The sequence below is a fragment of the Nocardia sp. NPDC051463 genome (assembly GCF_040681975.1).
In the GTDB taxonomy this organism is placed as follows: Bacteria; Actinomycetota; Actinomycetes; order Mycobacteriales; family Mycobacteriaceae; genus Nocardia.
Map to the genome: position 1 here is coordinate 177,898 of NZ_JBFBAB010000006.1, position 23,923 is coordinate 201,820.

The following is a 23,923-nucleotide window of genomic DNA, read 5'->3' on the forward strand; positions in this document are numbered from 1 at the left end:
GGCTAGTATTGCCTAATTAATTCTTTGCGGCCCCGGCCATTTTCGGCGCGGTGACATCGGCGCGCGGAGCGGTCCGCAGTTCGCGCGAGATGAAATCCTCGACGTCGAACAGATCACCTGCGGCACGGTCGACGACCGTCAACAACGTGGTCATTCCCGCGACGTCCTCCACCTGCTCCTTGAGAAACCACTGGATGAACCGTTCACCGAGGTAGTCACCGGAGGTGCGGGCCGCATCGGCGAGCGCGGTGATCTGCGCTGCGATGGTTCGCTCCGAGTCCAGCAGATGAGCGATCGCGGCACGGGGGGACTCGAAGGTGGACTGCACCTCGTTCAAACCCTCGACCCGGACATCCAAGTCCCGATCGAGCAGATATTGCACCATGCGCAGCGCGTGTGCACGGTTCTCGCCGGACTTGCCGTAGCAGTATTTGGCCAACTGCGGCAGGCGATTCGAATCGAGGTACACCGCGGCGGCAAGGTATTGCTGGGCGGCGGTGAAGCCATGACGGATCTGTGCGCGCAGCAGGTCGGGGAACGGCTGGGCGACGTCGGTGTCGGGCATGGCTCGACGCTACCTCGTCAGCAGGTCCTCCGGTACGGGTTGGTCCTTGGCCAGCGCATCGAAAAACTTGCCCGCCTTGGTCTTGTCCCACAGCAGCACGTTTCCGCTGTCGGTGTCGCTGAAGCCGCCGACCGGGACGGTGGTCGCCACCGTGTCGCCGCGCAGCGCCCACCCGAGCTGCCCCAGGTTCCAGATGTGATCGTCGTTGTCGACCTTCAAGGATTTGGCGGTGTCCCCGGCGAGTGGCCACAACGTGAACGGGTTGGCCAGGGTGGCGGTGCTGGTCGCCTTTTTCAACAGCGCCGCCATGAACAGCCGCTGATTGTTCATCCGGTCGAGATCGGCGAGCGCGGTCGCGCGGCTGCGCACGAAGCCGAGGGCCTCCGGACCGGTGAGCCGCTGGCAGCCTGCGGCCAGGTCGATGCCTGCGAGCGGGTCGTCGATGGGTTGCGGCACACAGACATCGATGCCGCCCAGGGTGTCGACGATACCCGCGAAGCCGCCGAAGCCGATCTGCGCATAGTGGTCGATCCGCAGACCGGTCGCGATCTCGACGGTCTGCACCAGCAGTTGCGGGCCGCCGAACGCGAAGGCGGCATTGAGCTTGTCTTTGCCGTAACCGGGGATGCCGACATAGGAATCGCGCGGCAGGCTGACCAAGGTGGTCGGCCCCGACTTCGGAACGTGGACCAACATGATTGTGTCGGTGCGTTCCGGTCCGACCTCGCCGCCGGTGGCCAGCTGCCGCTCCTGTTCGGGCGACAGGCCCGCGCGCCCGTCGGAACCGACGAGCAGCCAGTTGGTGCCAGGCGTGTCGCCGACGCGGTCGGCATAGTTCGCCAGTGCGTCGATCCGGTTGAGCGAGTTGTCCAGCTTGATTATCGCGCCGACCGCGGCGACCACGAGCACCACGAGCAGGACGAGAGACCAGCGGAACAGATGCAACTTGCGACGACGCCGCGGAGGTCGAGGCGCGCGATCCCGGCGAGATGGCGGTGCGGCAGGTGGGGGCGGGGGTGGCGTCCGGTATTGGCGGGCCCGCTGGGACTGTTGTGGCGCGGGCTCGTGATAGGGGACCGGTTGCTGTGTCGGCTGGTGCGTCGGTGCCGGTCGCGGTTTCTCCATGGGCGGTGTGCGCCGGGCTCCCTGGTCCGGCGGGACCTGGGAGTAAGCCAGGGGCGAGGCGTAGTTCGGCGATCCGTCGCGGTGCATCTTTCGGGTGGGCTCGACGGGGGCCTGCCCCGGCCGATGCGGTCCGGGGGCGTGTGGCTCGGCTCGGTGCGGTCCGGGGGCGTGTGGCTCGGCTCGGTGTGGTCCGGGAGGGTGTGGCTCGGCTCGGTGTGGACCGGGAGGGTGTGGCTCGGCCCGACGTGGACCGGGAGGGTGTGGCTCGGCCCGACGTGGACCAGGAGGGTGTGGCTCGGCCCGGTGCGGTCCAAGAGGGTACGGCTCGGCCCGCTGCGAACGTGGAGTCGGCGGTTCACCGGGTCTACCAGGCGGTGGCGGGACCCGGCGCGTCCGGGCGTTGTGCTGGGGGTCGTCGCCATTCATCACTAGGCACTCTACTGATCGGGGGCCGCGCGGGGTGGTTTCGCGTCGGCCGGATATCGGGTGGGTACAGGGTCGGCGCAATCGGTCCGTTCGAGCGCTCGTGCGTGAATGCGTGTTCGAGCGCTTCGTGGTCGCCGGTGCTCAGCGTCGATCGTGAGCGCCGGATTATTCGGCGCTCCTAGTGAATTCGCGAATAGACCGAAGTTGGTTACGGCAACCAGGAAACGTGCCCGCGCAAGATCGTGTAGCCGATGTAGGCCACCGCGTCGATCGTGGCGTGCGCCACAATCAGCGGCCACAGGCGATCGGTGCGCTGCCAGTACCGGCCGAAGATCACACCCATCACCAGGTTCCCGATGCCGCCGCCCACTCCTTGATACAGGTGGTAGCTGCCGCGCAGCAGCGCCGAGGCCAGCAGCGACGAGTTCTCCGACCAGCCGAGTGCGCGCAGCCTGGTGATCAGATATGCGACCACCAGGATCTCCTCGGCCGCCGCGTTCGCGCAGGCGGAAAGGATTAGGGCCGACAGTCGCCACCAGTGGTCGCCGAGCGAGCTCGGCACGATGGTGACGCTGACGCCGAGTGCGTGCGCGGTCAGATACAGGCCGAGTCCGGGTAGCCCGATGATGGCCGCGAGTGCGAGCCCGGGCAGTAGGTCCGAACGCCACCGCAATCGCGCGAGTCCGATCGCCCGCGGTCCGATCCCACTGCGCCACAACAGGTATAGGCCCAACGCCGCCCATCCGGCCAGCCGCAACACCCCGAGTAGCTGAAACAGCAGATCAATCGTCGACTGGGTCGCACGCGACGGATTCAGCGCGACGGTCCGACCGCCGACTCCGCCGGGTGAGAGCGCGCTCTCGATCAGCGACAGCGCGGCATTGAGCCCGCTCAGCCCGAAGGTGACGACCAGAACGACCGCGATCTCGAGCCGGACGGCGAATCGCTCCCGATCCGCCGGCTCGGGCCTGTCCCAGGTGGGAACCGATTCAGCAGCGCACATGCGCACGAATCTATTGCCAACCCGCGGTGCGCGGCACCGGTGGACTTCAGATGCGCCGCAACCCGTTCAGGAAGGGGCAGCCGGCGAGCGTGCGGACGGCGCGGCTCAGGGATTCGATGTCTTCGGCGGGGGTGCTGAAGGGCAAGCGGAAGTCGTGGTCACCATCGGCGCCTTCGATGCGCAGGGTCAGGCCGTATCGGTCGATCGCGAGCGGGTGCACCGAGCCGCGCTGTAGGCGGGGCGGCAGGTGGCGGGCGAGTTGGGCGACGACATCGGCGTGGTCGGCGTCCATGTGCTGCAGCCACGCGGACTCGAGCGCGCAGAATGGGTCGGGCTGGGCGTGGCGGAGTTCGTCGACGCAGACGGATTCGGCGCCGGTCGAGTCGGCCAGCACCGCGGAGTTGATCACCACCCGCAGCAGGGTCGCGGTGTATCCGACATCCAGCAGTCCGGGATGCGGATGGTCCTTGGCCACCTCGGAGGCCAGCGCGCGTTGGGCCTGATTCGGCACGGTGCGCACCCACCCGCGCAGCCAGACCAGTGCCCGCACCGGCTCCCGCAATGTCAGCGGCGAGTGATCGGTGAGCTCGAGTACCGCGGGCGCGCCGGCTTCGCCGGAATTGGCGGCCAGCACGGTAGCCATGGACGCGGTCGGCACCGCGATCACCACATCACCGCATTCCCGCAGGTGATGTACCGAAACCGAGGTCGGATCGATGCCCGGCATCGCGAGGACCGCCTGCTCCGCATGCGCGCACGCGTTGCGAACCCGCTCGGGGGTGGATGGTGCGATGGTCGGGTTCGGCATGCAGACCTCCAGTACTCGGTGTTGCCTCGCTTCGCTGGCGCTAGCTTAGGTAAACCTAAGCTAAGTCACGAGCCGTTGTTGCGCAAGCGCTCGCCGCGGCCTGATCCTGAGATTTCCGTCCGCCCGGCCATGGCTACGGTGAAGAGATGGCGGATGGATCGGGAGAACCGGTGTTGGTTTCATTGACGGCGCCCGCACGTCGCAGCCTGGTCACAGGTCTGGTGTGTGCCACCGGGTTCGGCCCGGGGGATACGACGGCGCGCATCGTCGATGTGGATGTCGCGGATGCGGAGATCGCCGATTTTCTTGCGGAGGTCGCGCACATGGACACCGGTTTCATCGCCCGCACCGCCCATGGCGATCGGGCCCTGGCAATCGTTGCGGCAACCGCCGCTGCGCTGTGTGGCGAGGACATTCGCACCGCCCTCAGCTCCCCGAACATTGCCTTCCTGACCGCACTGAAACCGCCGGCGATCGAGGCTGTTCGCAGCGTCCTGCTTGCCGTCGAAACCGACACTCCTGACGAGGTCACCCGTTCGCTCGCACCGCTCGCTGTCGCCGATTCGCCCAGGTGACAAGCGATTTCGCGAGCACGCGGATAACTCGCGGACAGTGCGGCGAGCAGCCGGACAGCAGATCCGCGCCTGCGCGGCGGTAGCGACCTTGCACCGGCGACGGACGCGGCACGGCAGGGGAGTGTCGGGTGAACACAGCTTCCCAGTGCGCCGAATTTTTCCAGCACACCGGCAACCGCAAGTACTGTCGTAATCGTGCCGCGAATCGCGTACTTCGGTCCGTCCGGAACTTTCACCGAGATGGCCCTTGCCAAGCTCGAATCCTCGGAGGCCTTCGACGGGCCGGTCGAGCGGGTCCCCGCGCCGAGCCAAGGCGCTGCGCTGGAGCTCATTCGGTCCGGTGACGTCGACGGTGCGGTCGTGCCGATCGAGAGCTCCGTCGAAGGATCCATCTCGGCGACCTTGGATTCGCTCGCGATCGGCCCGCGACTGCAGATCGTCGCCGAGACCGAATTGGAAGTGACCTTCACAATTCTCGCCAGGTCGGGCACCGAGCTCGCCGATGTGCGGACACTGGCCGCCTATCCGGTTGCCGCGGCGCAGGTGCGCATGTGGGTCGCGCGCAACCTGCCGAACGCGCAGTCGTACACCTCGGCATCGAACGCTGCCGCCGCCGAGGATGTGGCTGCCGGTCGTGCCGACGCTGCGGTCTCCACCGTTCTGGCGGGCGAGCGCCTCGGGCTGACGGCGGTGGCTTCGGGTGTGGCCGACCACGACCAGGCGATCACTCGGTTCGTCCTGGTCACCAAGCCTCGATCCGCGCCGCACGCCACCGGCGCGGATCGCACGTCGATCGTGCTGGAACTGCCCAACGAGCCGGGTTCACTGATGCGCGCGTTCGCCGAATTCGCCACTCGCGGTATCGATCTGACCAGAATCGAATCCCGGCCCACCCGGACGGGTTTCGGCACCTATCGCTTCTATCTCGACTGCGTCGGGCACGTCGATGACGCGGCGGTGGCGGAGGCGCTCAAGGCGCTGCACCGCACCGCGCGGATCAGGTTCCTCGGCTCATGGGCGGCGACGTCGGCGACGGGGACCCCGCCGCCATCGGATGAGGCGGCCGCGGAATGGCTGACCCAGCTACGAAAGGGGGTGGCGGATCTATGAGCGGAAAGCTGATTCTGGTCCGGCACGGTGAGACCGAAGGCAATGTCGCCAAGATCCTCGACACCAAGGTTCCTGGTCTGCCGCTCACCGAACGTGGTGCGGCGCAGGCGAAGATGTTCGGAGCGAGTCTGCTCGCGGAGCCGCGTGCGGTGTTCTGCTCGACGGCGCTGCGCGCCAGACAGACCGCGGGTTACATCGAGGCGGCGACCGGCGTGCCCGCCGAAGTGCTCGAAGGCGTACACGAGGTGCAGGTCGGCGACCTGGAGGGCCTGGCAACCCGGCAGGCGCACGAGACCTTCCAGCGGGTGTACCGGGCCTGGCACGAGGGCGATCTGACACAGCGAGTGTCCGGCGGCGAGTCCGGGTACGACGTGCTCGCCCGCTTTCTGCCGGTGATCGAGACGCTACGGACGACCTACCTGGCCTCCGACGCCGTCGACGGCGATGTGCTGCTTGTCAATCACGGCGCCGCCATGCGATTGGTCTCGCGAACCCTCAGCGGGGTAGCGCCGCCGTTCACCACCAACAACCATCTCGATAACACCGAGACCATCGAATTGGTGCCCCGTGCCGTTGGCGGCTGGGAGTGCGTCCGCTGGGGCCGTTTCACGCCGCCGTTCGGCTACGAGGTCGCACCGACCGCCGACGACCCGATGGGTTGACCGGGTCAGGTCAATGCCGGGTTGCTCGGGAAGTCCTCGCGTTCCGGCAGCGTAGTGATCAAATCTTGCAGTGCGGTCCGCAACCGCCCCGTGGTTCCGCTGCTCAGCGACGTCCACTTCGTGCCGTCGTCGGAAACGCTTGCGGTGGCGATGAATCGGCCGCCCCGGGTGTTGAAGACAGCGATGTGGTTCTCGGCATAGTCCTTGTGGCCGTCACCGTAGATGACCCCGACGATCTCGGCGTGCGAGTGGATCTCCACCATCGCCGAGGCGATCGCCTGTGCGTCGGTAGCGGGATGTCCTACCCTGGCGAGCCGGGCAGCGGTCGCCTTCGCGTCGCCGGCGTCGTCGAAGATCGGGACGAGCTGCTCGGTCTCGGCACGCATGCCGGTCAACTCGAGCGGCTCGGCAGGCCCGAGCGCGGTGATCACCGGTCCGGCCAGATCGTCCTCGACCTGGTCGATGACATAGGAGTGTGGCCCGCGAAGGGCGACGGCAACGAAGTCGTCGCCCTTCGCCAGGCACATGCGACTCGCATTGCCTTCCACGAACAGCCGTATCGCGACCACCCAATGGGGTCGGTACAGCGCCCGCAGCCGGTCTTCGAGCTCTTGATGAACCGAGTCATCGATCAGCAGTTCCCGATCGCTGAGCGACTGAGCAGCCACGGCCATCGCCGCATCGTGATCGGTCACGTTGTCGTAGCGTCCCATCGCCTGGAGCACGATGGGCAGCTCGTCGATCTCCAGCTTCTCCAGGAGAAATTGCATCTCGTCGAGCGACAACACAACCGCCGCGAGCATCGACGGGCCGTGGCCCGCACCCAGCACCGTCACTTAGCCGTCCCGGCGGTGTCCGCACCGATGACGCCGTCGGCCATGTAGCGACCGTCGTTGAAGTTATCGGCGCGCAGGTAGTCGGTTGACTTGTGCTCGGCCTCGTCGTCTTCACCGTCGTGCACCCGGTTGCCGAGCAACGGGCTGCTCGAGGGCGCCGCCGGGCGAACCGGGGGGGCATCCACACGCACGTTGACGGACTCGGCTACCGCGGCCGTGGCAGGGCCGCCGACTGCGGCGCCCGCACCCCAGCCTTCGGGGAGCGCGAGCGATCCATGGGGGTTGGCGCCCGGGGCGGATGCCGCCGAGCGGGTCGCCGCAGCGGCGGAGACCGCCGTACCGACGCCCATCATCGACATCGGCGCGGCGGCCATCCCGCCCATGGACGGCGCCGCGCTGGTGACGGCCGAGATCGCGTTGGCGCCGAGGGTGCCGACCGTGCTGACACCCGAGGTCGCTACCGAGCCGATGACGTTCGCCGCCTGTGTCGCGGCGCTCGCGATGGCCGGATTGTTCACCAACCCGGCTACCGCGGCGATCCCGGACGACACCGGATCACCCTGGAACGTGGCCTCGGCCGAGCCAGGGTCCGCGGTTCCGGCGCCGTTGGCGATCGCGGGCGGTGGCACGAACTCGCCGGGGGTCGCCACGGTCGCGGTGGTGGCCGCCTCGTAGGTCTCCATGGTCAGTGCGGCGCGCAGATCCAGAGCGGCCTTGGCGGCCTCCGCGGCCTCGGAGCTGCCGTTCAGGACGCCGCCGGTGGAGGCAGCCGCGACCCGGGCGCCGTCGACGAATGCGATCTCCGGGAGGCTCGGCATCGCCAGCGACGCAACGGTGTACGCGGTCGCGTTCGCGACGGCCTTCGCGCCCAAGGTGGCCGCCATGACGCTCTGCTGCTCGGCCCATCCGGTGAAGCCGGCGAGCCTGCCGAGCGCGGCGACGCCGTTGACACCCTGCATGCCGATGCCCAACTCGGCCATCACCCGGACGACGGTCGTGGTGGCGTCGATCCAGGCACCGGTCAATCCGCCCCAGGCGACAGCCGCTGCCGAGATCGGGGCGCCGTGTGTGCCCGCGTTGAGCGCGATGGAGTTTGCTTCTGCCATGCGGGGCAGCCAGAACACCCCGGTCATACCTGCGGTCATGCTTGTTTCTCCCCTTTTTTCGTAATCAGAGCTGTCCGCGGGCCTACAGGCCGAGGGTCATCTCGGTGGCCTTCATCATGCCCGCCCGGAGGATGTCCTCACCGACATGCGTGGCGAGCTGCACGCGCAGCGTGGCAGCAGCGTGATGCAGCTCGAGGATCGCCTGGGCGACCGACTGGTCGTGGGTCATCGCGCCGCGGTTGAAGTGATTGGCTGCCAGCAGCGACACCTCGTCCACCCCGGACGGGAGCACGTGGGTCGCCGCGGCGCTCGCTACGTGCGCGGCGGCCAGCCGGTCGGCAACCAGATCCAGCTCTAGCGCTGCGGCCAGGACGGCTTCGGGTGTGATGTCTACACCAAACATGACTCGACTCCTTCTAGTGGCGGCTACTGGGCGGAACCACGAGAATTCCCCCTACGAGTGATAGGACGCGACAGCCAGGCAATCGGTTCCATCGAATCCCCAATTTTCTTTCGTGCTTTGACAGCTGCGCTCCGGTCCCACAGCTGCGTAAAAGCCTAGCCCCATCCCAACTGATGCAACCGGTCTTCGTCAATCCCGAAATAGTGTGCAATCTCATGGATCACAGTGATCGCTACTTCTTCGACGACTTGGCTCTCATCGTCGCAGATTTCGAGGAGCGCGTCGCGGTAGATCGTCACTGTGTCGGGCAGTGATCCGCCGTAATGGCTATCGCGTTCGGTGAGTGCGATCCCGTGATAGAGACCGAGCAGCCGCGAGTCTTCCGAATTGCGAGCCTCGATAAGCACAACCACATTATCGATGGCACCGGCCAACTCCGGTGGAATGAGATCGAGCGCATCGCCGACCAGTTCTTCGAACCGGTCCTCGGACATGGTGACCGACATGAGACGGGCGGCCTGCCTAGCGCGGCTGCGGCGGCAGCGGCGCCGCACCCGGCAGCGGCGCGGGCGTCGAGCGGCCCGTGTTCGGCGGCGGCACCGGTGCCTGGCCGTTGATCAAGATCTCGCCCTTCGCGGAGCCGGTGATCGGCGCGAAGCCTTCGCGGTCGGTCCCTTTGCCGATCATGCAGTCCAGCCTGCGACTGCCTGCCAGCCAGCTGCGGGCATCGACATAGTCGAAGAACAGCGTCAGCGTCTTGTTGCGCACCTGGTCGGGTGACCCCAGATAGTCGGTCGCGGAGCGGGCGCACTCCTCCTCGACGAACCGGTCCTGCTCCTGCTTGGCCGGCGGCCCTCCGGGGAATCGAGCCGCGAGGTCGATGGTGGACACGATCTCGACGGCGTGTGCCTGCGTGCAGTCCACCGGATCGGTCGGCAGGTTCTGGTTGATACCGAGGCAGGTCCCCGCCTCGAACACCTTCGACTGATCGTGTTCTATGGCACTGCCCGTCGACGGCAGCGGGCTGCCGGTGCTTCCGGAGTACTGCAACCCGCAGCGCAGCGTCCGATCACCGTGCTTCCACCCGTCGGGGCTCGGGTACATCAGCCCGACGACATAGCGACCGCGCGGATCGAAACGCCCGCTCATGTACTGCTGCACTGCGGGGACGCAATGCTCTTCCTTGAGCTCGGTGAGTCGCAGCGAGTCCGGGAACCGCGAGCCCGCGCCGAATTCTTTGCCCGGGTACTTGCTCATGTCGATGTCGGCGGCGACCTCGAACAGATGTTTGTTCGAGCACGCCACTTTTACCAGGTCGCCGCGGTCCGGTTTGGTCCAGCTGAGGCAGTCGCCTCTGGCCGCGGTGCCGAACTCCTTGTCGAGCACTGTGTCGACCGGCGACCCTGGAGTGTGCGCCTCCAGGCCCGTTTCGTTGTCGAACCCCGTCACGAACAGGGTGACCATGGCCGCGATGACGGCGCCCGTCGCGACGGCGAGCAGCCCCCAGCGCAGGGTCGGCGCGGACAGGTGCACGTTGCTACCCGTGAGCAACGCGCGGGCGTCATCCAGCGACCGTGGAATCGAGCCGAGACGCGATGGCGTGGCGCCCGAGGGATGCTCGGTCGCCCGCGGGGGCTGAGGCACATCATCGGAGGACATCGCGATCCATCATGGCAGCGTCTGATCTCCGTTGCCACGACCTGGTCGATCAGGCGCGGGCGATGGCGGGCCGACACCGCCGTGACGGCGTGATCTCAGCCGCGAAACGCCGACACGAACACGCCCGGCAGTCGCGCCGGGTTGCCGCTCGCGTAGAACTCCGTCAGTTTGCGCCCGGTCGCTGCGGCGGTGGCATTCGTGATGAACCACGGCGGCTTCGGAGACAACGCGAGTTCACCGTGCACCAGTGACCGTGGCGCCGGCCGGAACGGCCCGCTCACCACCGTGCGCTCCACATCGTCGAGCAGGAAAGCGTTGTGTACCACGCCGATTCCGCTCTGCACGTCGTCGATGGTGTGGCCGGGATAGGCGCCCCACGAGGCCCGTGGCGCGAGGAAGGCCAGCGCGGTCCAGGCATTGACCGCGATCGCGCCGTAGCGCAGCCGTTCGATCGCGTCGTCGAAGGCGACGCCGAGCCGCTTGATGGTGCTCGGGTGCGCGATCACATTGACGCCGAGCGTGCCGGTGAGTTCGGTATTCGCGAAATCGACCGCGTGCTGGAGGAATTCGCCGCCGCCATGGGGTAACTCGACGACGCCGAGCACCGGTGCGAAGTACTCGGTGCGCAGCAGCGGGGTCTCGGTCTGTGGCAGATTCTCGACCAGCAGCCGACGCTGCCCCGGCCCGAGCCGTTGCGCATCGGGATACGCCGCGGCGGCATCGGCGACCCGGTTGTCGCTGCCCGGGTAGTAGGCCGGACGCTGCGGTGCCTTGTCGATCGCGGTGCGCAGTTCGGCGAGGAATTTCTCCTTCTGCGGCCAGTTCGCGCTCAGTACCACGGCTTGGGTGGCGACGCAGTTGTAGCCACCGTTGTGCAGTCGCTGGGTCGCGACATGTTCGGCCTGGAAACGCAGATCGGCGTCGCTCCATTCGCCTGGCACGACGATGGTCGGCGAGACGCCGCCGAGTTCACTGGTAATCGGCTTGTCCAGCAGCGGGCGCTTGTCGGACTTGCGTTCCTGTCCCGCAGGCCCCGGCCCCCAGACGATCGCGTCATGGGTGTGCGCGCTGCCGGTCATGTGCACATGCGCCACATCGGGATGCCGCACCAGATACCCGCCCGTATCTACCCCACCGGTCAAAATCCGCAGCACGCCGAGCTCGATGAGCGGCGCGAAGATCATCTCGAGCACCGTGAACAGCGGATCGGTGATCGGGTTCAGTTTGAGCGCGACCACCCGGTTGTGCGCGTACAGCTCGTACAGCGCGTCCAGTGGCGGAATCGAGGTGATATTGCCTGCGCCGAGTATCGCGCCGATGCCCGCGGTCGCGGTCGGATCGAGCTGGGCGAGCCCGGCGCGTCGGCGCGCGGTGTCGGCGTCGACGCCGGGCCGCAGCCACACCTCGCCCCGGAAGCCGCTGAGCAGCAAACGGTCGTAGACATCCAGCGGCAGGATCGGCACCGCGACCCGGCCCCCGGGCGCCGCCGTCAGCGCGCGTCCGTCGAGCGGACTGCGCCCCTGCTCCAGCGCCGTCAGCGTGGCCGACAGCGCGGCTGTGGCCTGCAGCAGCGTCATCGGTCCCGATATCCACTCCTCACCGACCAGCGGTGAGTCCTCGTCGAGACCTTTCCAGGTGCGAGCGGCGCGCACCCAGTCTGCGGCGAAGCGTCCGGTTCGGGTGTGGATTTCGTCGAGAAGTTCGCGACGGCGGCGCAGCGAGGTCTGGGCCCACGCCTTCTCGCCCGCGATCAGATCCGACAGTGCGCTATCGATTTCTGTTTCGTCGAAAGTTGTGCCCACAAACCAACTATGCGCGCGAACAGGGCCCGATGGACCGCGTCCTGGGATATCGGCGTGAAACAGCAACACCGCGCCTATGAGGCGGCTGCTTGTCTTCGCTCGGCCCGGCGCGGACTGCGGTCGGACAACGTCCGGCTGCGCCTATTAGGCTGGTCACCCATGATCGACCTCCGATTCCTGCGGGACAACCCTGACGTGGTGCGCGCCTCGCAGCGCGCCCGCGGCGAAGACCCCGCCCTCGTCGACGCCCTGCTCGAAGCGGACGCGGCGCGCCGTGCGGCGGTGGCCACCGCCGACAACCTGCGTGCCGAACACAAGGCTATGGGCAAGCTGGTCGGCAAGGCGAGCCCGGAGGAACGGTCCGCGCTGCTCGCGCGGGCACAGGAGATGTCGGTGAAGGTCAAGGAGGCCGAGGTGGCGCAGCACGCCGCCGACGCCGACCTGGACGCCGCGCAGCGCGCCCTGTCGAATGTCGTACAGGAGGGCGCGCCCGCGGGCGGCGAGGCCGACTACATCGTCCTGGAGACCATCGGTACGCCAACGGAGTTCGATTTCGAGCCGAAGGACCACCTGGAACTCGGCGAGTCGCTCGGGCTGATCGACATGGAGCGCGGCGCGAAGGTCTCGGGCGCGCGCTTCTACTTCCTCACCGGATACGGCGCGCTGTTGCAACTGGGGCTGCTGCAGCTGGCCGCGCAACGAGCGGTGGCCAACGGCTTCACCATGATGATTCCGCCCGTGCTCGTCCGGCCGGAGATCATGGCGGGCACCGGGTTCCTCGGCCAGCACTCGGCGGAGGTCTACCACCTCGCCGACGATGACCTGTACCTGGTCGGCACCTCGGAGGTGCCGCTCGCCGGCTACCACTCGGGTGAGATCCTCGATCTGAGCGACGGTCCGAAGCGATACGCGGGCTGGTCGTCGTGCTTCCGTCGCGAGGCGGGCAGCTACGGCAAGGACACGCGCGGGATCATCCGCGTGCACCAGTTCGACAAGGTCGAGATGTTCGTCTACACCACGCCGGAGCAGGCCGACGCGGAGCATCGGCGGCTGCTGGCGTGGGAGCAGGACATGCTGGCCGCTGTCGAGGTCCCTTATCGGATCATCGATGTCGCGGCAGGCGATCTCGGCAGCTCGGCGGCGCGTAAATTCGACTGCGAGGCGTGGGTGCCCACCCAGCAGGCCTACCGAGAACTCACCTCGACCTCGAACTGCACCACCTTCCAGGCGCGCAGGCTGTCGGTGCGATACCGGGACGAAAACGGGAAGCCGCAGATCGCGGCCACGTTGAATGGCACACTGGCGACCACGCGCTGGATCGTGGCGATTCTGGAGAACAACCAGCAGGCCGACGGCTCGGTACGGGTGCCCGCCGCGTTGGTTCCGTTCGTCGGAACCGACGTACTGCGACCGACCAAATAGGCGATGGCCGAACATTCGTCCGTCCGAGCGCCCTCGGCCAACCATCCGTCGGGCACTGGGGCAGCGTTATCGGGGGAGACAGGCATCGTAGGTGAATGGCGCTAGCCGAATGCGTAGCCGGACCCAATAGCCGCTGGGTCGCCGGACCCCATAGCCGCTGGTTCGCCATGCCGGATTCACGGGATGTGGCAACCAGTGCGAATCGTTACCTCTAGGCTATTGCCCGTGCGAGGAATCGGGGCGCGCGGCGATACCCGAACCCGGGTGCGGGCGGCATCGGCGCTGGCGACAGCTATGGTCATGGCTCGGACCACCGGGGCGTTCTACGTCATGGGTGGTGTGCTTGGCCTGATCATTACTGCCATCGCTCCGGGCGACGAGGGTAATCGACCGCTGGTCGGTACAGCTGCGGCGATTGCGCTGACGCTGGGACTCACGCTGCTCGCGTGGGGGCCGCGACTGCCACATTCCATTCATCACGGGTACGTCGCCATCGCGACGGTCCTGGTGACGATCGCGGTGCATTCGTTCCCGAACACGGTCGGCGCGATCAGCCTCGCCTCGTTCTATGTCTTCGTCGCCTGTGACGCGGCGTTGTTCTTCGCCTGGTCGCAGGCGCTCGCGCATATTGCCTTCGCCATGGTGTTGTGTCTGTGGGTGCTGCCGGCGCGGCCCGTTGTCCCCGGTCTGCCCTGGTGGTCCGGGTTGATTCCGGCCGGCGTGACCTTCGGTGTCGGTGTCGTCGTCGGCGTTCTGACCAGGATGGCCTCCGAAGCCGACATCGATGTGCTCACCGGGCTGCTGAACCGGCGTGGCTTCGACCGCGCGCTGAACACCGCGATCGAGCACGCCACCCGCAGCGGGCAGGGCCTGGCGCTGGTGCTCGTCGACCTCGACCGCTTCCAGAAGATCAACGATCACCTCGGCCATCGCGCCGGTGACGCGGTACTGCAGCGCGTTGCCGACACCTGGTCCAAGCTACTTGCTCCTGATCAGCGGCTGGCCCGCTACGGTGGCGACGCTTTCGCGCTGCTGCTGCCGAATACCACTGAGCAGGCCGCGATTCTGCTGACCGAACAGCTGCGGGCCGCGGTGACCACCGGGTGTTCCGCGGGCGTCACGTCGTGGCAGCCGGGAGAGTCGGGTTCGCTGCTGGTCAGCCGCGCCGATGTCGGCCTCTACCGGGCCAAGCAGGCCGGTCGAAACCGCACGGTGCTCGAGTCCTCGCGGCAGCTGCCGCTGGCCGTCGAGCTGCGCGAGGCGATCGACCGCGGCGCGTTGGATGTGCATTACCAGCCGATCGTCAGCCTGACCGAGGGCGGCGGCAAGGCGGTTGGTGTGGAGGCGCTGCTGCGCTGGTCGTCGAGCGCGCAGCCCGACGTCACCACCGAGGGTCTGATCCGGGTCGCCGAAGAATATGACCTCATCTCCGACCTCGACGAGCTGGTGTTGCGCCGGGCCTGCGCGGATGCGGCGCGGCTGCAGGAGACCTTCGCCCAGCTCGATCTGACGTTGAATGTGAACGTCAGCGGTCTGGAGCTCGCCGAGACCGGCTACGCCGATCGGGTTGCGAACATTCTCGCGAGCACCGGCTGGCCCGCCGATCAGCTGGTGCTCGAGGTCACCGAGAGCGAACTCGCCGCCGAATCCCAAACGGCTATCGGCAATCTGCACACCCTGCGGGAGCGGGGCGTGCGGATCGCCATCGACGATTTCGGCACCGGCTACTCCTCGCTGAGCAGGCTCGCCACCCTGCCCAGCGACATTCTCAAAGTCGATCAGTCCTTCGTGGCCGCGATTCGCTCGGATTCCCCTGCCCCGCCGCTGCTCGGCGTCATCGCCGCCCTGAGCAGCGCGTTGGACCTGCAGGTTATCGCCGAGGGCGTGGAAACCGAGTACCAGGCCGCGGTCCTGACCGAGCTCGGATTCGCCCTCGCACAGGGCTACCACTACAGCGATTCACACCCCGTCGCCGACCTGATCAGCGACCTCAACGAGCACCACGGCCGAGTCGGCCCCGGCGCGTCGGACCGTGAGATCGGCGACGGCGACCTGCACACCGCCAACGGATGGGTGCCACTCGGGTGAGCTGCGCCGTGGAAATCACTTGACGGGCTGCGGCGGGGCGATCAGGCTGAGCATCATGCGGTTGCTCTTCTACGGCTGTTGAACCGATAGGTCGCTACCCGCCCGGTTGACGGGTCGCGCCCACAAACTCAGCCTTCAGGCGCTCACGATTCGGACGGTGCTCTTCAAGGGCATCGGTGACCTCATTCCGCTGTATGCGCTGTACGCGTTGTTGTTCGCGGATCATGGGTTGACTACCGGGCAGATCTCCTCGCTGTTCGCGATCTGGTCGACCACCGCGTTCCTGCTCGAGGTGCCCTCCGGCGCCTGGGCGGACACCGTGTCGCGGCGAGCTCTGCTGGTGTTCAGCGGTGTGCTGCTGACCGCGGGATTCGTGGCATGGACCTTGGTTCCCTCCTACCTCGGTTTTGCGGCCGGTTTCGTCCTGTGGGGTGTGTCCGGCGCATTGCAGTCCGGAACCTTCGAGGCACTGCTCTATGACGAACTCGCCGCACAAGGCCAGCGCGCGGCCTACCCGCGCATCCTCGGTTACGCGCGAGCCGCCTCGGAAGCCGCGATAGTGATCGCCATCGTCGCTGCGACACCGTTGTACATCTGGGGTGGATACGCCCTGCTCGGCTGGTCGAGCGTCGTCATCGCGGCAACCCACACCCTCATCGGCCTATCGCTCCCGAGCGCGCCGAAGGCAGTGTCGGCCGCAGCTGTCGAGGACCTGGAAGACGATGTCGCCGAAGCCGATCCCCCCGGTTCGCCGCGACAACGCCAGTACGCGCCTGGGGGTGAGCGCTCGACCATGTCGACGGCGGACCTCGACGAGCTGGAGCGCGCTGTCGCCGCGAACGAGCTGTCTCGTCCCGCAACGCCGGTAACGGGCCGACCCGCGGCCGAGCATCGTCATTCGACAGTTTCGTGTGATGCGGTGCTGGTCGACCAGGCCTTGCCCGAACCGGCGGTATCCAGGCCGTTCGCCAGGTATCTGACGATGCTGCGCACCGGAGTCGGTGAGGCGATTCGGGTGCGGGCCGTGCGAAACGGTGTGCTGTTGGGGGCGCTGCTATCCGGGATCACGGCGTTCGACGAGTACTTCGCGCTGCTCGCGGAGTCGGTCGGTGTGTCGACTGCCGTAGTGCCATTGCTGGTCGGAGTGACGGTGCTCGGCTCATTGATCGGTTCGATGTCGGCCGGACGCACCGAGGCGATGGCGGCGCGGACGATGGCCATTGCGGTCGGGGTAGCCGGTGTGCTGTTTGCCGGTGGCGCACTGATCGCCGGTCTGGCGATCGGTTGGCCCAACGCTGTGTATGTGCTTGCCGGCATCGGCTTTACCGCGATCGGCGTCTCCTACGGCATCGTCTACAACGCGGGCATCGTGGCCGGAGCGCGGCTACAGGATGCCATCGAAGGGTCCGCCCGTGCGACGGTCACCTCGGTGTCCGGCCTCGCCTCGGAGGTGGTCGCGCTCGCGGTATTCGGCTTCGCCGCGGCCGCGGCCCCCTGGCTGTCGATGCCCGTGACAGTCGCCCTACTCGGCGCGACAATCCTGCCGATCGCGCTGGCCACCCCCTCGTGGCTACCCCGCCGTCGACGCACCGACTGATCCGTCGTGCGCCCCTAGGTAACGAGGTCTACCCCGGTCTTCGCCGCGGCCGGATGCCGGTCAGCAGGTCAGTCGAGGGGGCTGCCGATGAGATGGCTTGCGGTGAGCAGGAATTGGTCGGTGGAGCGGTCGATGAGGGTTCGGCGGGTGATGAGGAGGGTGCCCGCCAGCCAGCTGTTGGTGGTTTCCCAGAGGCCGCCGAGGAGGTGGGTTGCGGCGAATTCGGCATGGTCGCCGGCATTTTCGACGACGTCGGCGCCGACTTCTTCGGCACATACGGCCAGCATGATGCCTGCGAACGAACGCATCACCTCGGCCCTGCGTCTCAGCAGGGTCGGGTTCAGCTGAGCCTCGACGGTGGCGATGCGCGCCTTGCGTGGATCGTCGGCGATGAGGTCGACGGCGGCGGCGATGGCGGCTCTGGTCTTCGCGCGGATATCGGCGCCGGTTGTCATGAACGCGGTGACGACGGCCTGGCCGATCTCGTCGACGATCCGGTCGAATAGTTCGCTGAAGACGGAGTCGAGGTCGGTGAAGCTCTCGTAGTAGTAGCGCTCCGACAGCTTGGCCTTGGTGCACAGGCCGGAGACGGTCAGTTTGGCAAAACCCGAGGTCCCGATGATTTCCAGGGCCGCATCCAGCAGTGTGGCGCGCCGGCGCGCCCGGCGCTGTTCGATCGGCACACCGCCATAGGACCGCGAGGTGGTAGTCATCGCCACCATTCTGGCATGGATTCTTGCCAGAATTTCGATTCTGTGAGACGTTCTTGTCAGAAGGTGCCCGAGGCGCGCACCGACGCAAACCTCGAACTGATGGGTGAAGTGCAATGACGCATGACAACCAGCTGCTACCCACGCCGCCGCTGTTCACCGAGTTCCCCTTCCGGCAGGCTGTTGCGGTCCTCGCGCCGGGCGATCTGCGCTGCACCGCCGCTCAGCGCGATTCGTTCCGCCGCTTCGCGCAGGTCGGCGATCGGCTGGCCGACGATGTGGTCGCGATGATCCAACGCCTGCCGGTCGGCGAGGGCCGCCGGATGTTCGAGATCGCCGTCGAGCAGGGCGTCGATGCGGTGCCGGACGCGCCGAACGAGCTGCGGGCATTCTTCGAACAGGTCGAGGCGGACCCGTACTGGCTCGACCGCGGCAAGATCGATCGCGGTGCCCGCGTCGTCGGCCGCACCAGTGTGTGGGGCGGCATCGCCATGGGTATGTTCGCCCTGATGGGTGGCTATCTCGCCTCCCGTGCGGACAAAACACTCGTCGGCACCGGCGACCTGAACGCGATGGCGCCGCGCCGACTCGCCGAAACCACACAGTGGTGGCTGGATGTCACCACTCCCGGTGGGCTGCAACACAATCGGGTCGGATACCAGAGCGTGCTGCGGGTGCGCCTGATGCACGCACTGGTGCGCGCGGGCATGAATCGGCGGCCCGACTGGGATTACGCCGCATGGGATCAGCCGGTGAACCAAGTGCTCACCGTCGGCACTCTCGGCCTGTTCTCCATGGCGAATCTGGTTGGCGCGCAGGCGCTCGGACTGCGATTCTCCGCCAAGGAAAAGGACGCGGTCTTCCACCTGTGGCGCTACGTCGGATTCTTGCTCGGCATCGACGCCGAGATCCTGCCGACCTGTGAAACCGACACCTGGCGCGCCTTCTGGATCCTCGCCGATACCGAATTCATCCCCGACGAGGACTCCCGCCGCTTGGCTCAGGCCCTCGTCACCGCGGCGGGCGGCTTGTTCGTCGGCAACGACACCGCGCCGCGGCGCCTGGTCCGTAAGGCGGTCACCGGCTATATGGTCGCCTACAGCCGAATAATCCTCGGCCCGACCAACTCCGACTTCCTCGGCCTACCGAACAACAAACTTTTCCAGAGCACGGTCATGGCCACCGCCGTCGTCAACGGCGTCCTGGAGATCCCCCGCCAACTCCTCCCCGGCGCCACCCGATTCCAAGAAGACCTCGGTGCCCGTATCCGCACCCGCCTGGTCCGCGGCTCCATCGCCCGCAACGGCGGCGACCGCACCTACGCCCGCCACGACACCTTCGCCACCCGCGGCACAGCGCTGCGCACGGGGTAGCTCTACCAGCCCGGCGCCGCGGTGCGCCGCCGATCAACGGTGCGCAACTCGCCGTCCCCACGACGAACCGCATCGTGTCGAGACCGAGTAACCATGCGCATGCGGGCCCGCACCCGGCAGTGCTCGCCCCGCACGCTTTCGGACCCCATGCTCGGCGTGGGAACCGGACACCCACTACCTGCGGGTGTCGGGTTGTCACGCATGGGGATCGAGGCGGGTGTCGCAACCGCCGATGGGTTGGACTCTTCTGCGTAGAGGTGTGGTTGTCACGGTCGGTGGTGGATCGGGCTGCGGGCGGATCGCGGTACGGTGCGGGGGTGACCGGGCGTAGGCAGGTGGGGCTGGTCTTCGGTTTCTGTATCGGGGCCGGGGTGGCGGTGCAGGGGCGAATCAATGGTGCGCTCGGGGCCCGGTTGCAGGACGGAATCGCCGCCGCGTGTATCAGTTTCGGCCTCGGGCTGGTGCTGCTCATCGTTGCGTTCGTTTTCAGTCGCCACCTGCGTGGCGGGCTCGCGCGGGTGCGGGTCGCGCTGGAATCCGGTGAGCTGCGCTCGTGGCAGCTGCTCGGCGGCCTGTGTGGTGCGTTCTTTGTCGCGTGTCAGGGGCTGACGATCGCCGCGATCGGTGTCACCGCGTTCACGGTGGCTGTTGTGGCAGGTCAGCTGGTGAGCAGTCTGGTGGTGGATCGTCTCGGTGTGGCTCCCAGCGGCCGCACCCCCGTCACCACATTGCGCCTGGGCGGCTCTGCCCTTGCGATGGTCGCGGTGGTCCTGGCCGCGGCCGGTCGATCAGGGACGGCGGTCGGTTCTTCGGCCGTCCCGCAGTGGCTGCGTGACGGCCCGGTCGCACTACTGGTCGTCCTGCCCGCGCTGTCGGGCATCGGTCTGGCCTGGCAGCAGGCTGTCAACGGTCGGGTCGGCACTGTCGGCGGTCCCTTCGCCGCCACTCTCGTGAACTTCGGCATCGGCACCGCGGCCCTGCTCGCTATCGAAGCGCTCATTCTCGCCCGCACCGGTTGGCCCACCGAATTCCCCAGTGAGCCTTGGCTCTATGTGGGCGGCGTCATCGGTGTCGCCTTCATTGCCCTTGCGGCCCTCACCGTCCGCTGGATCGGGGTCCTGCTCCTCGGTCTGACGTCGGTGGCAGGCCAACTCCTCGCCTCGGTCCTCTTGGACATCGCGATTCCCACCGGTGCCGGACTGTCCGTCATGCTGGTCATCGGCTGCGCCCTCACCTTCGCGGCGGTTGTCGTCGCCGCCCGCTCCCGAAGCTGAACCACCGAATCTCAACTGATCCGCCACCAGGTCCGGTGGCTGCACCGCAACGCACGCGATCGACCGGCCGAGCGGGTCAGGACGGAGGTCTTCGAGGCCGCTGGCCAACCTGCGGCGACGACCACTGAAAACCGTTCCGTGTTGCATGTCTGCTGGGCATGACCGATGTGGGATGGTGCCGTCATGCTGATCGAATACGGGGTGTGGGTTTCGCGGCTGGCGGTGAGTGCGGTGTTCGGTCTGTCGGCGGTGGGGAAGCTGATGGACCGGGCTGCGATGCGGAAGTCGACGGCCGACTTCGGGGTACCGATCCGATGGGTGCCCGTCGTGGCGTGGGGGCTACCGGTGTTGGAGGCGGTGATCGCGGTGGCGGTGCTGCCGCCGTGGACGGCGGTGGCGGCGGCCATGCTTGCCACGCTGGTGCTCGCGGTGTTCACCGGTGCCGTCCTTCGACTGCTGGTGCGGGGAAAGCGACCTGCCTGTTCGTGTTTCGGTTCGCTGAGCGACGCGCCGATCGGCGCCTGGACCGTTGCCCGCAATGGGGTGTTGATGGCGCTCGCGGTGCTGGTCGGCTGGGGTTCACTCGCGTATCCGCGGGTGCCGGTCGGGCTGCCCGCCGACAATGCGGTCGGGCTGGGCGTGGTCGCGGCGCTCGTCACGCTGCTGGTCTGGATATTCGGTGAGGTCCGCGGGTTGCGGCGGCGGGTGGACGAGCAGGCGCTCTCGACCCTCGGCGCAGAAGGGCTGCCGGTGGGGGCCGTCGCGCCCGAGTTCGAACTGTTCGACGTCGACGACGGCCGCACGACTCTGGAATCGTTATTGGTCCATGGGCGCCGAGTATTGCTGGTGTTCGTGCATCCCAGTTGTGAGCTGTGTGCCGCACTGGCTCGGGAGTTGCCGCGGTGGCACTCGCGCACCGCCGAGGCACTGACCATTGTGGTTGTCGGCAACGGCGACGCCGCCGAGCAGGCCGAATGGGCGCGGGAGCAGGGGCTCGACGGCATTGCGGCGCTGGTACAACAGGGTAACGAAGCCGCCCTTCGCTACCGTGTCCGCGGCACGCCGTCGGCCGTGCTGATCGACGCCGAAGGCCATATCGTCGCGCCGGTCGCCAGGGGTGCGATGGCGGTCCGGGAACTGATCATGACATCGAAGAAGGTTGTACGGCAGTGAGGAAATACCACATTTCATGAGCAAATCCCATCGCACCAGGTAGTCGAGTCGATACGATCGAAGAGCTAGGTTCCTCCAATGAAACTCGGTTTGCTCTACTCGACAGAGGGGAAATCATCATGGCGGACTTTGCATTCACTGACTATTCCGGCAAGGAATTTGTCATCCGGCTCACCAACGAACAACGGATATCCGAGGCTCGCCGAATTCTGTCAGGCGAGGAAACTATGTCGGTCCATGTGATGGGCCGTATCAGGAAGATGCCGGCGCAGTACAACCCGGGCTGGAACTTCCACCTCGATCCGGACACCATCACCTTTTTCACCATGGCAATCGAGGTCTGCGACGCGAGTATCAACTACGTAGACGACCATCTCGACGAAGCTTGCGGCGCCTTCTTGCCGGGTTGCTTCTGGTGTCCATGGTCCTCGAAGCTCACCCGCGAGATCGCCTGAGCAAGCCTTTTCGGAGAGCTTCGCCCGCGGTCCGGTGCTGTCCGGCGCCCGGCGGGAACCGCTTGTTTCTTATCGCTGGTCAACCGCGTGCGCAGCGAGGCTGCGCACGCGGTTCAGGCGGTCGATCGACCCTCCGCGCCGCGAATTAGGTGCTCGACCAAATTATCGAGACCGATTCAGGCCAGCTTGCGAGAACGAAGTTCGTGACCCTTCGAGGTTTTACAACGCCCCGATTCGAGATCCCACTGCCACCCGTGCAAATTGCAAAGGAGCGTATTGCCCTCGACGACACCGAATTTCGAAAGATCGGCCTTGAGGTGTGGACAACGCCGCTGCACTTCCCAGCCGTCGAGTTCGGTGGACGCGGAATCGTCGTGTGCCTCGGCGAACCAGCCGTCGGCATAGGCGATGCGCTCGTCGGTCAGGCACTTGAAGAACGTATAAAGGAATTCGTTGTAGCCACCGATGCGCCATGCCTGGAATCGGGTGGACAGGAAGATGGTGTTCACCCAGTCCGGCTCGTTGTCGCGCAAGACTGTGCGCACCAATTCCGGGGCGATACGGAAGCCGTAGCGGTACTTGCCTTCGCCCTCGACCGGACCGCGCACCACGCGCTCGGGGAAGTCCAGCACCACGGTCTCGTCACCGAGGACGAGCCCGACGGGGTAGCCGATGCCGTCGCAAATCAGGTCACTCTGCGCCATGATCGGCTCGAACAGGGCTTTCAACGGCTCCAGCAGCGGCTCGCCCGTCGCGGGCGCCCAGCTGGCCTTCTCCGCGGCCAGCACCGGCGCGAGACGCTGCGCCATTTGTTCGATGTATTCGGCCTTGTTGTCGTAGATCAGGCCCGGTTCGAACGGATGGGTCAACTCCAACTCGGAACCGCGCACATCGGCGACGGAGCCGGGGATCATCAACACCCCGCCCTTGTTGCCGTGGATGCGCATCTGTTCCAGGAACACCATCTGGTCCGGGAAGATATTGCCTTCGTCGTCGCGGTCGTCGTTGAGATAGCGCAGCTCGTCGTCCAGGAACACCGGCGGCCCCGCCGACGGCACCACCCAGGTGGCACCGACCTGCTCGATATAGCTGCGGCACCGGTCCATGCCACGCTGCCGCTTCTGCTTGCCGAAGTTCGACTTGGTGCGGCTCGGGATGTCGTAGACCATCGGGTACCAGATGGCGCCCGAGTACTGCAGCAGATGAATGTCGATCCGGCCGAACGCGTCGTGCAGCACATCCATGTCGACCGGCCGCGCGTCGTTCATGTTGAAACAGGTGGTCCTACCGTCGGAGACGACAATCCCGGAGTCACCGATCGGACCGTCCGCCGGCGCGCGCAACGCGATGATCATGATGTCCAGGTCGCCGCCCGGACCGGTGATCGTGTGCTTGACCGAGTCCTCGGTCTCGACGAACTTGGTGAAGCCGAGCAGCTCGAGTTCGCGCTTGAGATCCGGCACCGGGTAATCCGGCAGCAGCACGGTCGCGTCCTTGTTGACGTGCTCGGCCAGCGTCACGGCGTCGAAGTGGTCGCGGTGCAGGTGCGAGACGTAAAGGAAGTCGCAATTGCCCAGCTCATCCCAGTCGAGCTGGGTGTTGTCGGGGAACGGGAACCACGAACCGAAGTAGGCGGGGTTGACCCAGGGATCGCAAAGGATCGACCCGGCCGCGGTGCGAATATGGAATCCGGCGTGTCCGACGCTGGTGATTTGCACGAGCTGTTCCTCCTAGCCGTTACCAGCCATCCA

At 66.8% G+C, this 23,923-nt stretch carries 22 protein-coding genes; 10 read left to right on the plus strand and 12 right to left on the minus strand.

Annotated features, from left to right (window positions below):
- Positions 1–16 precede the first annotated feature (16 nt).
- From AB0M74_RS11810 to AB0M74_RS11825, 4 genes are all read right to left on the minus strand, one after another.
- On the minus strand, positions 17–565 hold the full coding sequence (locus AB0M74_RS11810) for a ferritin (protein ID WP_364905133.1): 549 nt from the start codon (positions 563–565) through the stop codon (positions 17–19).
- A gap of 9 nt (positions 566–574) precedes the next feature.
- Complete coding sequence (locus AB0M74_RS11815) at positions 575–1,777, minus strand: LCP family protein (RefSeq protein WP_364905135.1); 1,203 nt, start codon at positions 1,775–1,777, stop codon at positions 575–577.
- 547 nt (positions 1,778–2,324) lie between these two features.
- Positions 2,325–3,119, minus strand: a complete 795-nt coding sequence (locus tag AB0M74_RS11820; RefSeq protein ID WP_364905138.1) for a CPBP family intramembrane glutamic endopeptidase — start codon at positions 3,117–3,119, stop codon at positions 2,325–2,327.
- A 46-nt stretch (positions 3,120–3,165) separates the two neighbouring features.
- On the minus strand, positions 3,166–3,927 hold the full coding sequence (locus AB0M74_RS11825) for a DUF2470 domain-containing protein (RefSeq protein WP_364905139.1): 762 nt from the start codon (positions 3,925–3,927) through the stop codon (positions 3,166–3,168).
- A 146-nt stretch (positions 3,928–4,073) separates the two neighbouring features.
- Here AB0M74_RS11825 and AB0M74_RS11830 point away from each other — a divergent pair, with 146 nt between their 5' ends.
- The 3 genes from AB0M74_RS11830 to AB0M74_RS11840 all read left to right on the plus strand — a co-directional run bounded on the left by AB0M74_RS11830 (position 4,074) and on the right by AB0M74_RS11840 (position 6,274).
- Positions 4,074–4,502 (plus strand): hypothetical protein, encoded by a 429-nt coding sequence (locus tag AB0M74_RS11830; RefSeq protein ID WP_364905142.1) that lies wholly within the window; start codon positions 4,074–4,076, stop codon positions 4,500–4,502.
- A 195-nt stretch (positions 4,503–4,697) separates the two neighbouring features.
- Entirely contained in the window at positions 4,698–5,612 is a 915-nt protein-coding gene (pheA, locus tag AB0M74_RS11835; RefSeq protein ID WP_364905144.1) for a prephenate dehydratase, read from the plus strand.
- Positions 5,609–6,274, plus strand: coding sequence for a histidine phosphatase family protein (locus AB0M74_RS11840; protein ID WP_364905146.1), 666 nt, complete (start codon positions 5,609–5,611; stop codon positions 6,272–6,274). Before pheA ends, AB0M74_RS11840 begins: the two co-directional genes overlap by 4 nt.
- Positions 6,275–6,279: 5 nt before the next feature.
- Here AB0M74_RS11840 and AB0M74_RS11845 read toward each other — a convergent pair whose 3' ends face one another.
- The 6 genes from AB0M74_RS11845 to AB0M74_RS11870 form a co-directional block, all read right to left on the minus strand.
- Positions 6,280–7,110: an ESX secretion-associated protein EspG gene (locus AB0M74_RS11845; protein ID WP_364905148.1), complete on the minus strand. Its 831-nt coding sequence runs from the start codon at positions 7,108–7,110 to the stop codon at positions 6,280–6,282.
- Entirely contained in the window at positions 7,107–8,255 is a 1,149-nt protein-coding gene (locus tag AB0M74_RS11850) for a PPE domain-containing protein (RefSeq protein WP_364905151.1), read from the minus strand. The genes AB0M74_RS11845 and AB0M74_RS11850 overlap by 4 nt, the downstream gene beginning before the upstream one ends.
- 43 nt (positions 8,256–8,298) lie before the next feature.
- Entirely contained in the window at positions 8,299–8,619 is a 321-nt protein-coding gene (locus AB0M74_RS11855) for a PE family protein (RefSeq protein ID WP_364905154.1), read from the minus strand.
- Positions 8,620–8,774: 155 nt separating this feature from the next.
- Positions 8,775–9,125 (minus strand): metallopeptidase family protein, encoded by a 351-nt coding sequence (locus AB0M74_RS11860; RefSeq protein WP_364905156.1) that lies wholly within the window; start codon positions 9,123–9,125, stop codon positions 8,775–8,777.
- 16 nt (positions 9,126–9,141) lie between these two features.
- Complete coding sequence (locus AB0M74_RS11865; RefSeq protein ID WP_364905158.1) at positions 9,142–10,278, minus strand: septum formation family protein; 1,137 nt, start codon at positions 10,276–10,278, stop codon at positions 9,142–9,144.
- Positions 10,279–10,373: 95 nt separating this feature from the next.
- Positions 10,374–12,080: an aldehyde dehydrogenase family protein gene (locus AB0M74_RS11870; RefSeq protein WP_364905160.1), complete on the minus strand. Its 1,707-nt coding sequence runs from the start codon at positions 12,078–12,080 to the stop codon at positions 10,374–10,376.
- Between the two features lie 159 nt (positions 12,081–12,239).
- Here AB0M74_RS11870 and serS point away from each other — a divergent pair, with 159 nt between their 5' ends.
- The 3 genes from serS to AB0M74_RS11885 all read left to right on the plus strand — a co-directional run bounded on the left by serS (position 12,240) and on the right by AB0M74_RS11885 (position 17,187).
- The gene (gene serS, locus AB0M74_RS11875) at positions 12,240–13,502 is read left to right on the plus strand and encodes a serine--tRNA ligase (protein ID WP_364905162.1); all 1,263 of its coding nucleotides are present in this window, start codon (positions 12,240–12,242) and stop codon (positions 13,500–13,502) included.
- Between the two features lie 225 nt (positions 13,503–13,727).
- Positions 13,728–15,590, plus strand: coding sequence for a bifunctional diguanylate cyclase/phosphodiesterase (locus AB0M74_RS11880; RefSeq protein WP_364905164.1), 1,863 nt, complete (start codon positions 13,728–13,730; stop codon positions 15,588–15,590).
- Between the two features lie 157 nt (positions 15,591–15,747).
- Complete coding sequence (locus AB0M74_RS11885) at positions 15,748–17,187, plus strand: MFS transporter (RefSeq protein WP_364905166.1); 1,440 nt, start codon at positions 15,748–15,750, stop codon at positions 17,185–17,187.
- 68 nt (positions 17,188–17,255) lie between these two features.
- Here AB0M74_RS11885 and AB0M74_RS11890 read toward each other — a convergent pair whose 3' ends face one another.
- The gene (locus AB0M74_RS11890) at positions 17,256–17,900 is read right to left on the minus strand and encodes a TetR/AcrR family transcriptional regulator (RefSeq protein ID WP_364905168.1); all 645 of its coding nucleotides are present in this window, start codon (positions 17,898–17,900) and stop codon (positions 17,256–17,258) included.
- Between the two features lie 113 nt (positions 17,901–18,013).
- Here AB0M74_RS11890 and AB0M74_RS11895 point away from each other — a divergent pair, with 113 nt between their 5' ends.
- From AB0M74_RS11895 to AB0M74_RS11910, 4 genes are all read left to right on the plus strand, one after another.
- Positions 18,014–19,270 carry an oxygenase MpaB family protein gene (locus tag AB0M74_RS11895; protein WP_364905171.1) on the plus strand — a complete coding sequence of 419 codons (1,257 nt, stop codon included), beginning with the start codon at positions 18,014–18,016 and terminating at the stop codon, positions 19,268–19,270.
- Positions 19,271–19,587: 317 nt separating this feature from the next.
- Positions 19,588–20,544, plus strand: a complete 957-nt coding sequence (locus AB0M74_RS11900; protein ID WP_364905173.1) for a DMT family transporter — start codon at positions 19,588–19,590, stop codon at positions 20,542–20,544.
- Positions 20,545–20,727: 183 nt separating this feature from the next.
- Positions 20,728–21,717, plus strand: a complete 990-nt coding sequence (locus AB0M74_RS11905; protein WP_364905175.1) for a MauE/DoxX family redox-associated membrane protein — start codon at positions 20,728–20,730, stop codon at positions 21,715–21,717.
- A 119-nt stretch (positions 21,718–21,836) separates the two neighbouring features.
- Positions 21,837–22,172 carry a calmodulin gene (locus AB0M74_RS11910; protein ID WP_364905177.1) on the plus strand — a complete coding sequence of 112 codons (336 nt, stop codon included), beginning with the start codon at positions 21,837–21,839 and terminating at the stop codon, positions 22,170–22,172.
- Positions 22,173–22,348: 176 nt separating this feature from the next.
- On the opposite strand, the gene AB0M74_RS11915 is transcribed toward AB0M74_RS11910, so the two are convergent.
- Positions 22,349–23,890 carry an MBL fold metallo-hydrolase gene (locus AB0M74_RS11915; RefSeq protein WP_364905179.1) on the minus strand — a complete coding sequence of 514 codons (1,542 nt, stop codon included), beginning with the start codon at positions 23,888–23,890 and terminating at the stop codon, positions 22,349–22,351.
- Positions 23,891–23,923 lie beyond the last annotated feature (33 nt).

Coding starts and splice junctions, on each gene's coding strand:
- AB0M74_RS11840 (WP_364905146.1), top strand. CDS start 5,609: ATGAGCGGAAAGCTGATTCTGGTCCGGCACGGTGAGACCGAAGGCAAT.
- AB0M74_RS11910 (WP_364905177.1), top strand. CDS start 21,837: ATGGCGGACTTTGCATTCACTGACTATTCCGGCAAGGAATTTGTCATC.
- AB0M74_RS11865 (WP_364905158.1), bottom strand. CDS start 10,278: ATGTCCTCCGATGATGTGCCTCAGCCCCCGCGGGCGACCGAGCATCCC.
- AB0M74_RS11890 (WP_364905168.1), bottom strand. CDS start 17,900: ATGACTACCACCTCGCGGTCCTATGGCGGTGTGCCGATCGAACAGCGC.
- AB0M74_RS11810 (WP_364905133.1), bottom strand. CDS start 565: ATGCCCGACACCGACGTCGCCCAGCCGTTCCCCGACCTGCTGCGCGCA.
- serS (WP_364905162.1), top strand. CDS start 12,240: ATGATCGACCTCCGATTCCTGCGGGACAACCCTGACGTGGTGCGCGCC.
- AB0M74_RS11860 (WP_364905156.1), bottom strand. CDS start 9,125: ATGTCGGTCACCATGTCCGAGGACCGGTTCGAAGAACTGGTCGGCGAT.
- AB0M74_RS11895 (WP_364905171.1), top strand. CDS start 18,014: ATGACGCATGACAACCAGCTGCTACCCACGCCGCCGCTGTTCACCGAG.
- AB0M74_RS11905 (WP_364905175.1), top strand. CDS start 20,728: ATGCTGATCGAATACGGGGTGTGGGTTTCGCGGCTGGCGGTGAGTGCG.
- AB0M74_RS11850 (WP_364905151.1), bottom strand. CDS start 8,255: ATGACCGCAGGTATGACCGGGGTGTTCTGGCTGCCCCGCATGGCAGAA.
- AB0M74_RS11820 (WP_364905138.1), bottom strand. CDS start 3,119: ATGTGCGCTGCTGAATCGGTTCCCACCTGGGACAGGCCCGAGCCGGCG.
- AB0M74_RS11815 (WP_364905135.1), bottom strand. CDS start 1,777: ATGCACCGCGACGGATCGCCGAACTACGCCTCGCCCCTGGCTTACTCC.
- AB0M74_RS11825 (WP_364905139.1), bottom strand. CDS start 3,927: ATGCCGAACCCGACCATCGCACCATCCACCCCCGAGCGGGTTCGCAAC.
- AB0M74_RS11830 (WP_364905142.1), top strand. CDS start 4,074: ATGGCGGATGGATCGGGAGAACCGGTGTTGGTTTCATTGACGGCGCCC.
- AB0M74_RS11855 (WP_364905154.1), bottom strand. CDS start 8,619: ATGTTTGGTGTAGACATCACACCCGAAGCCGTCCTGGCCGCAGCGCTA.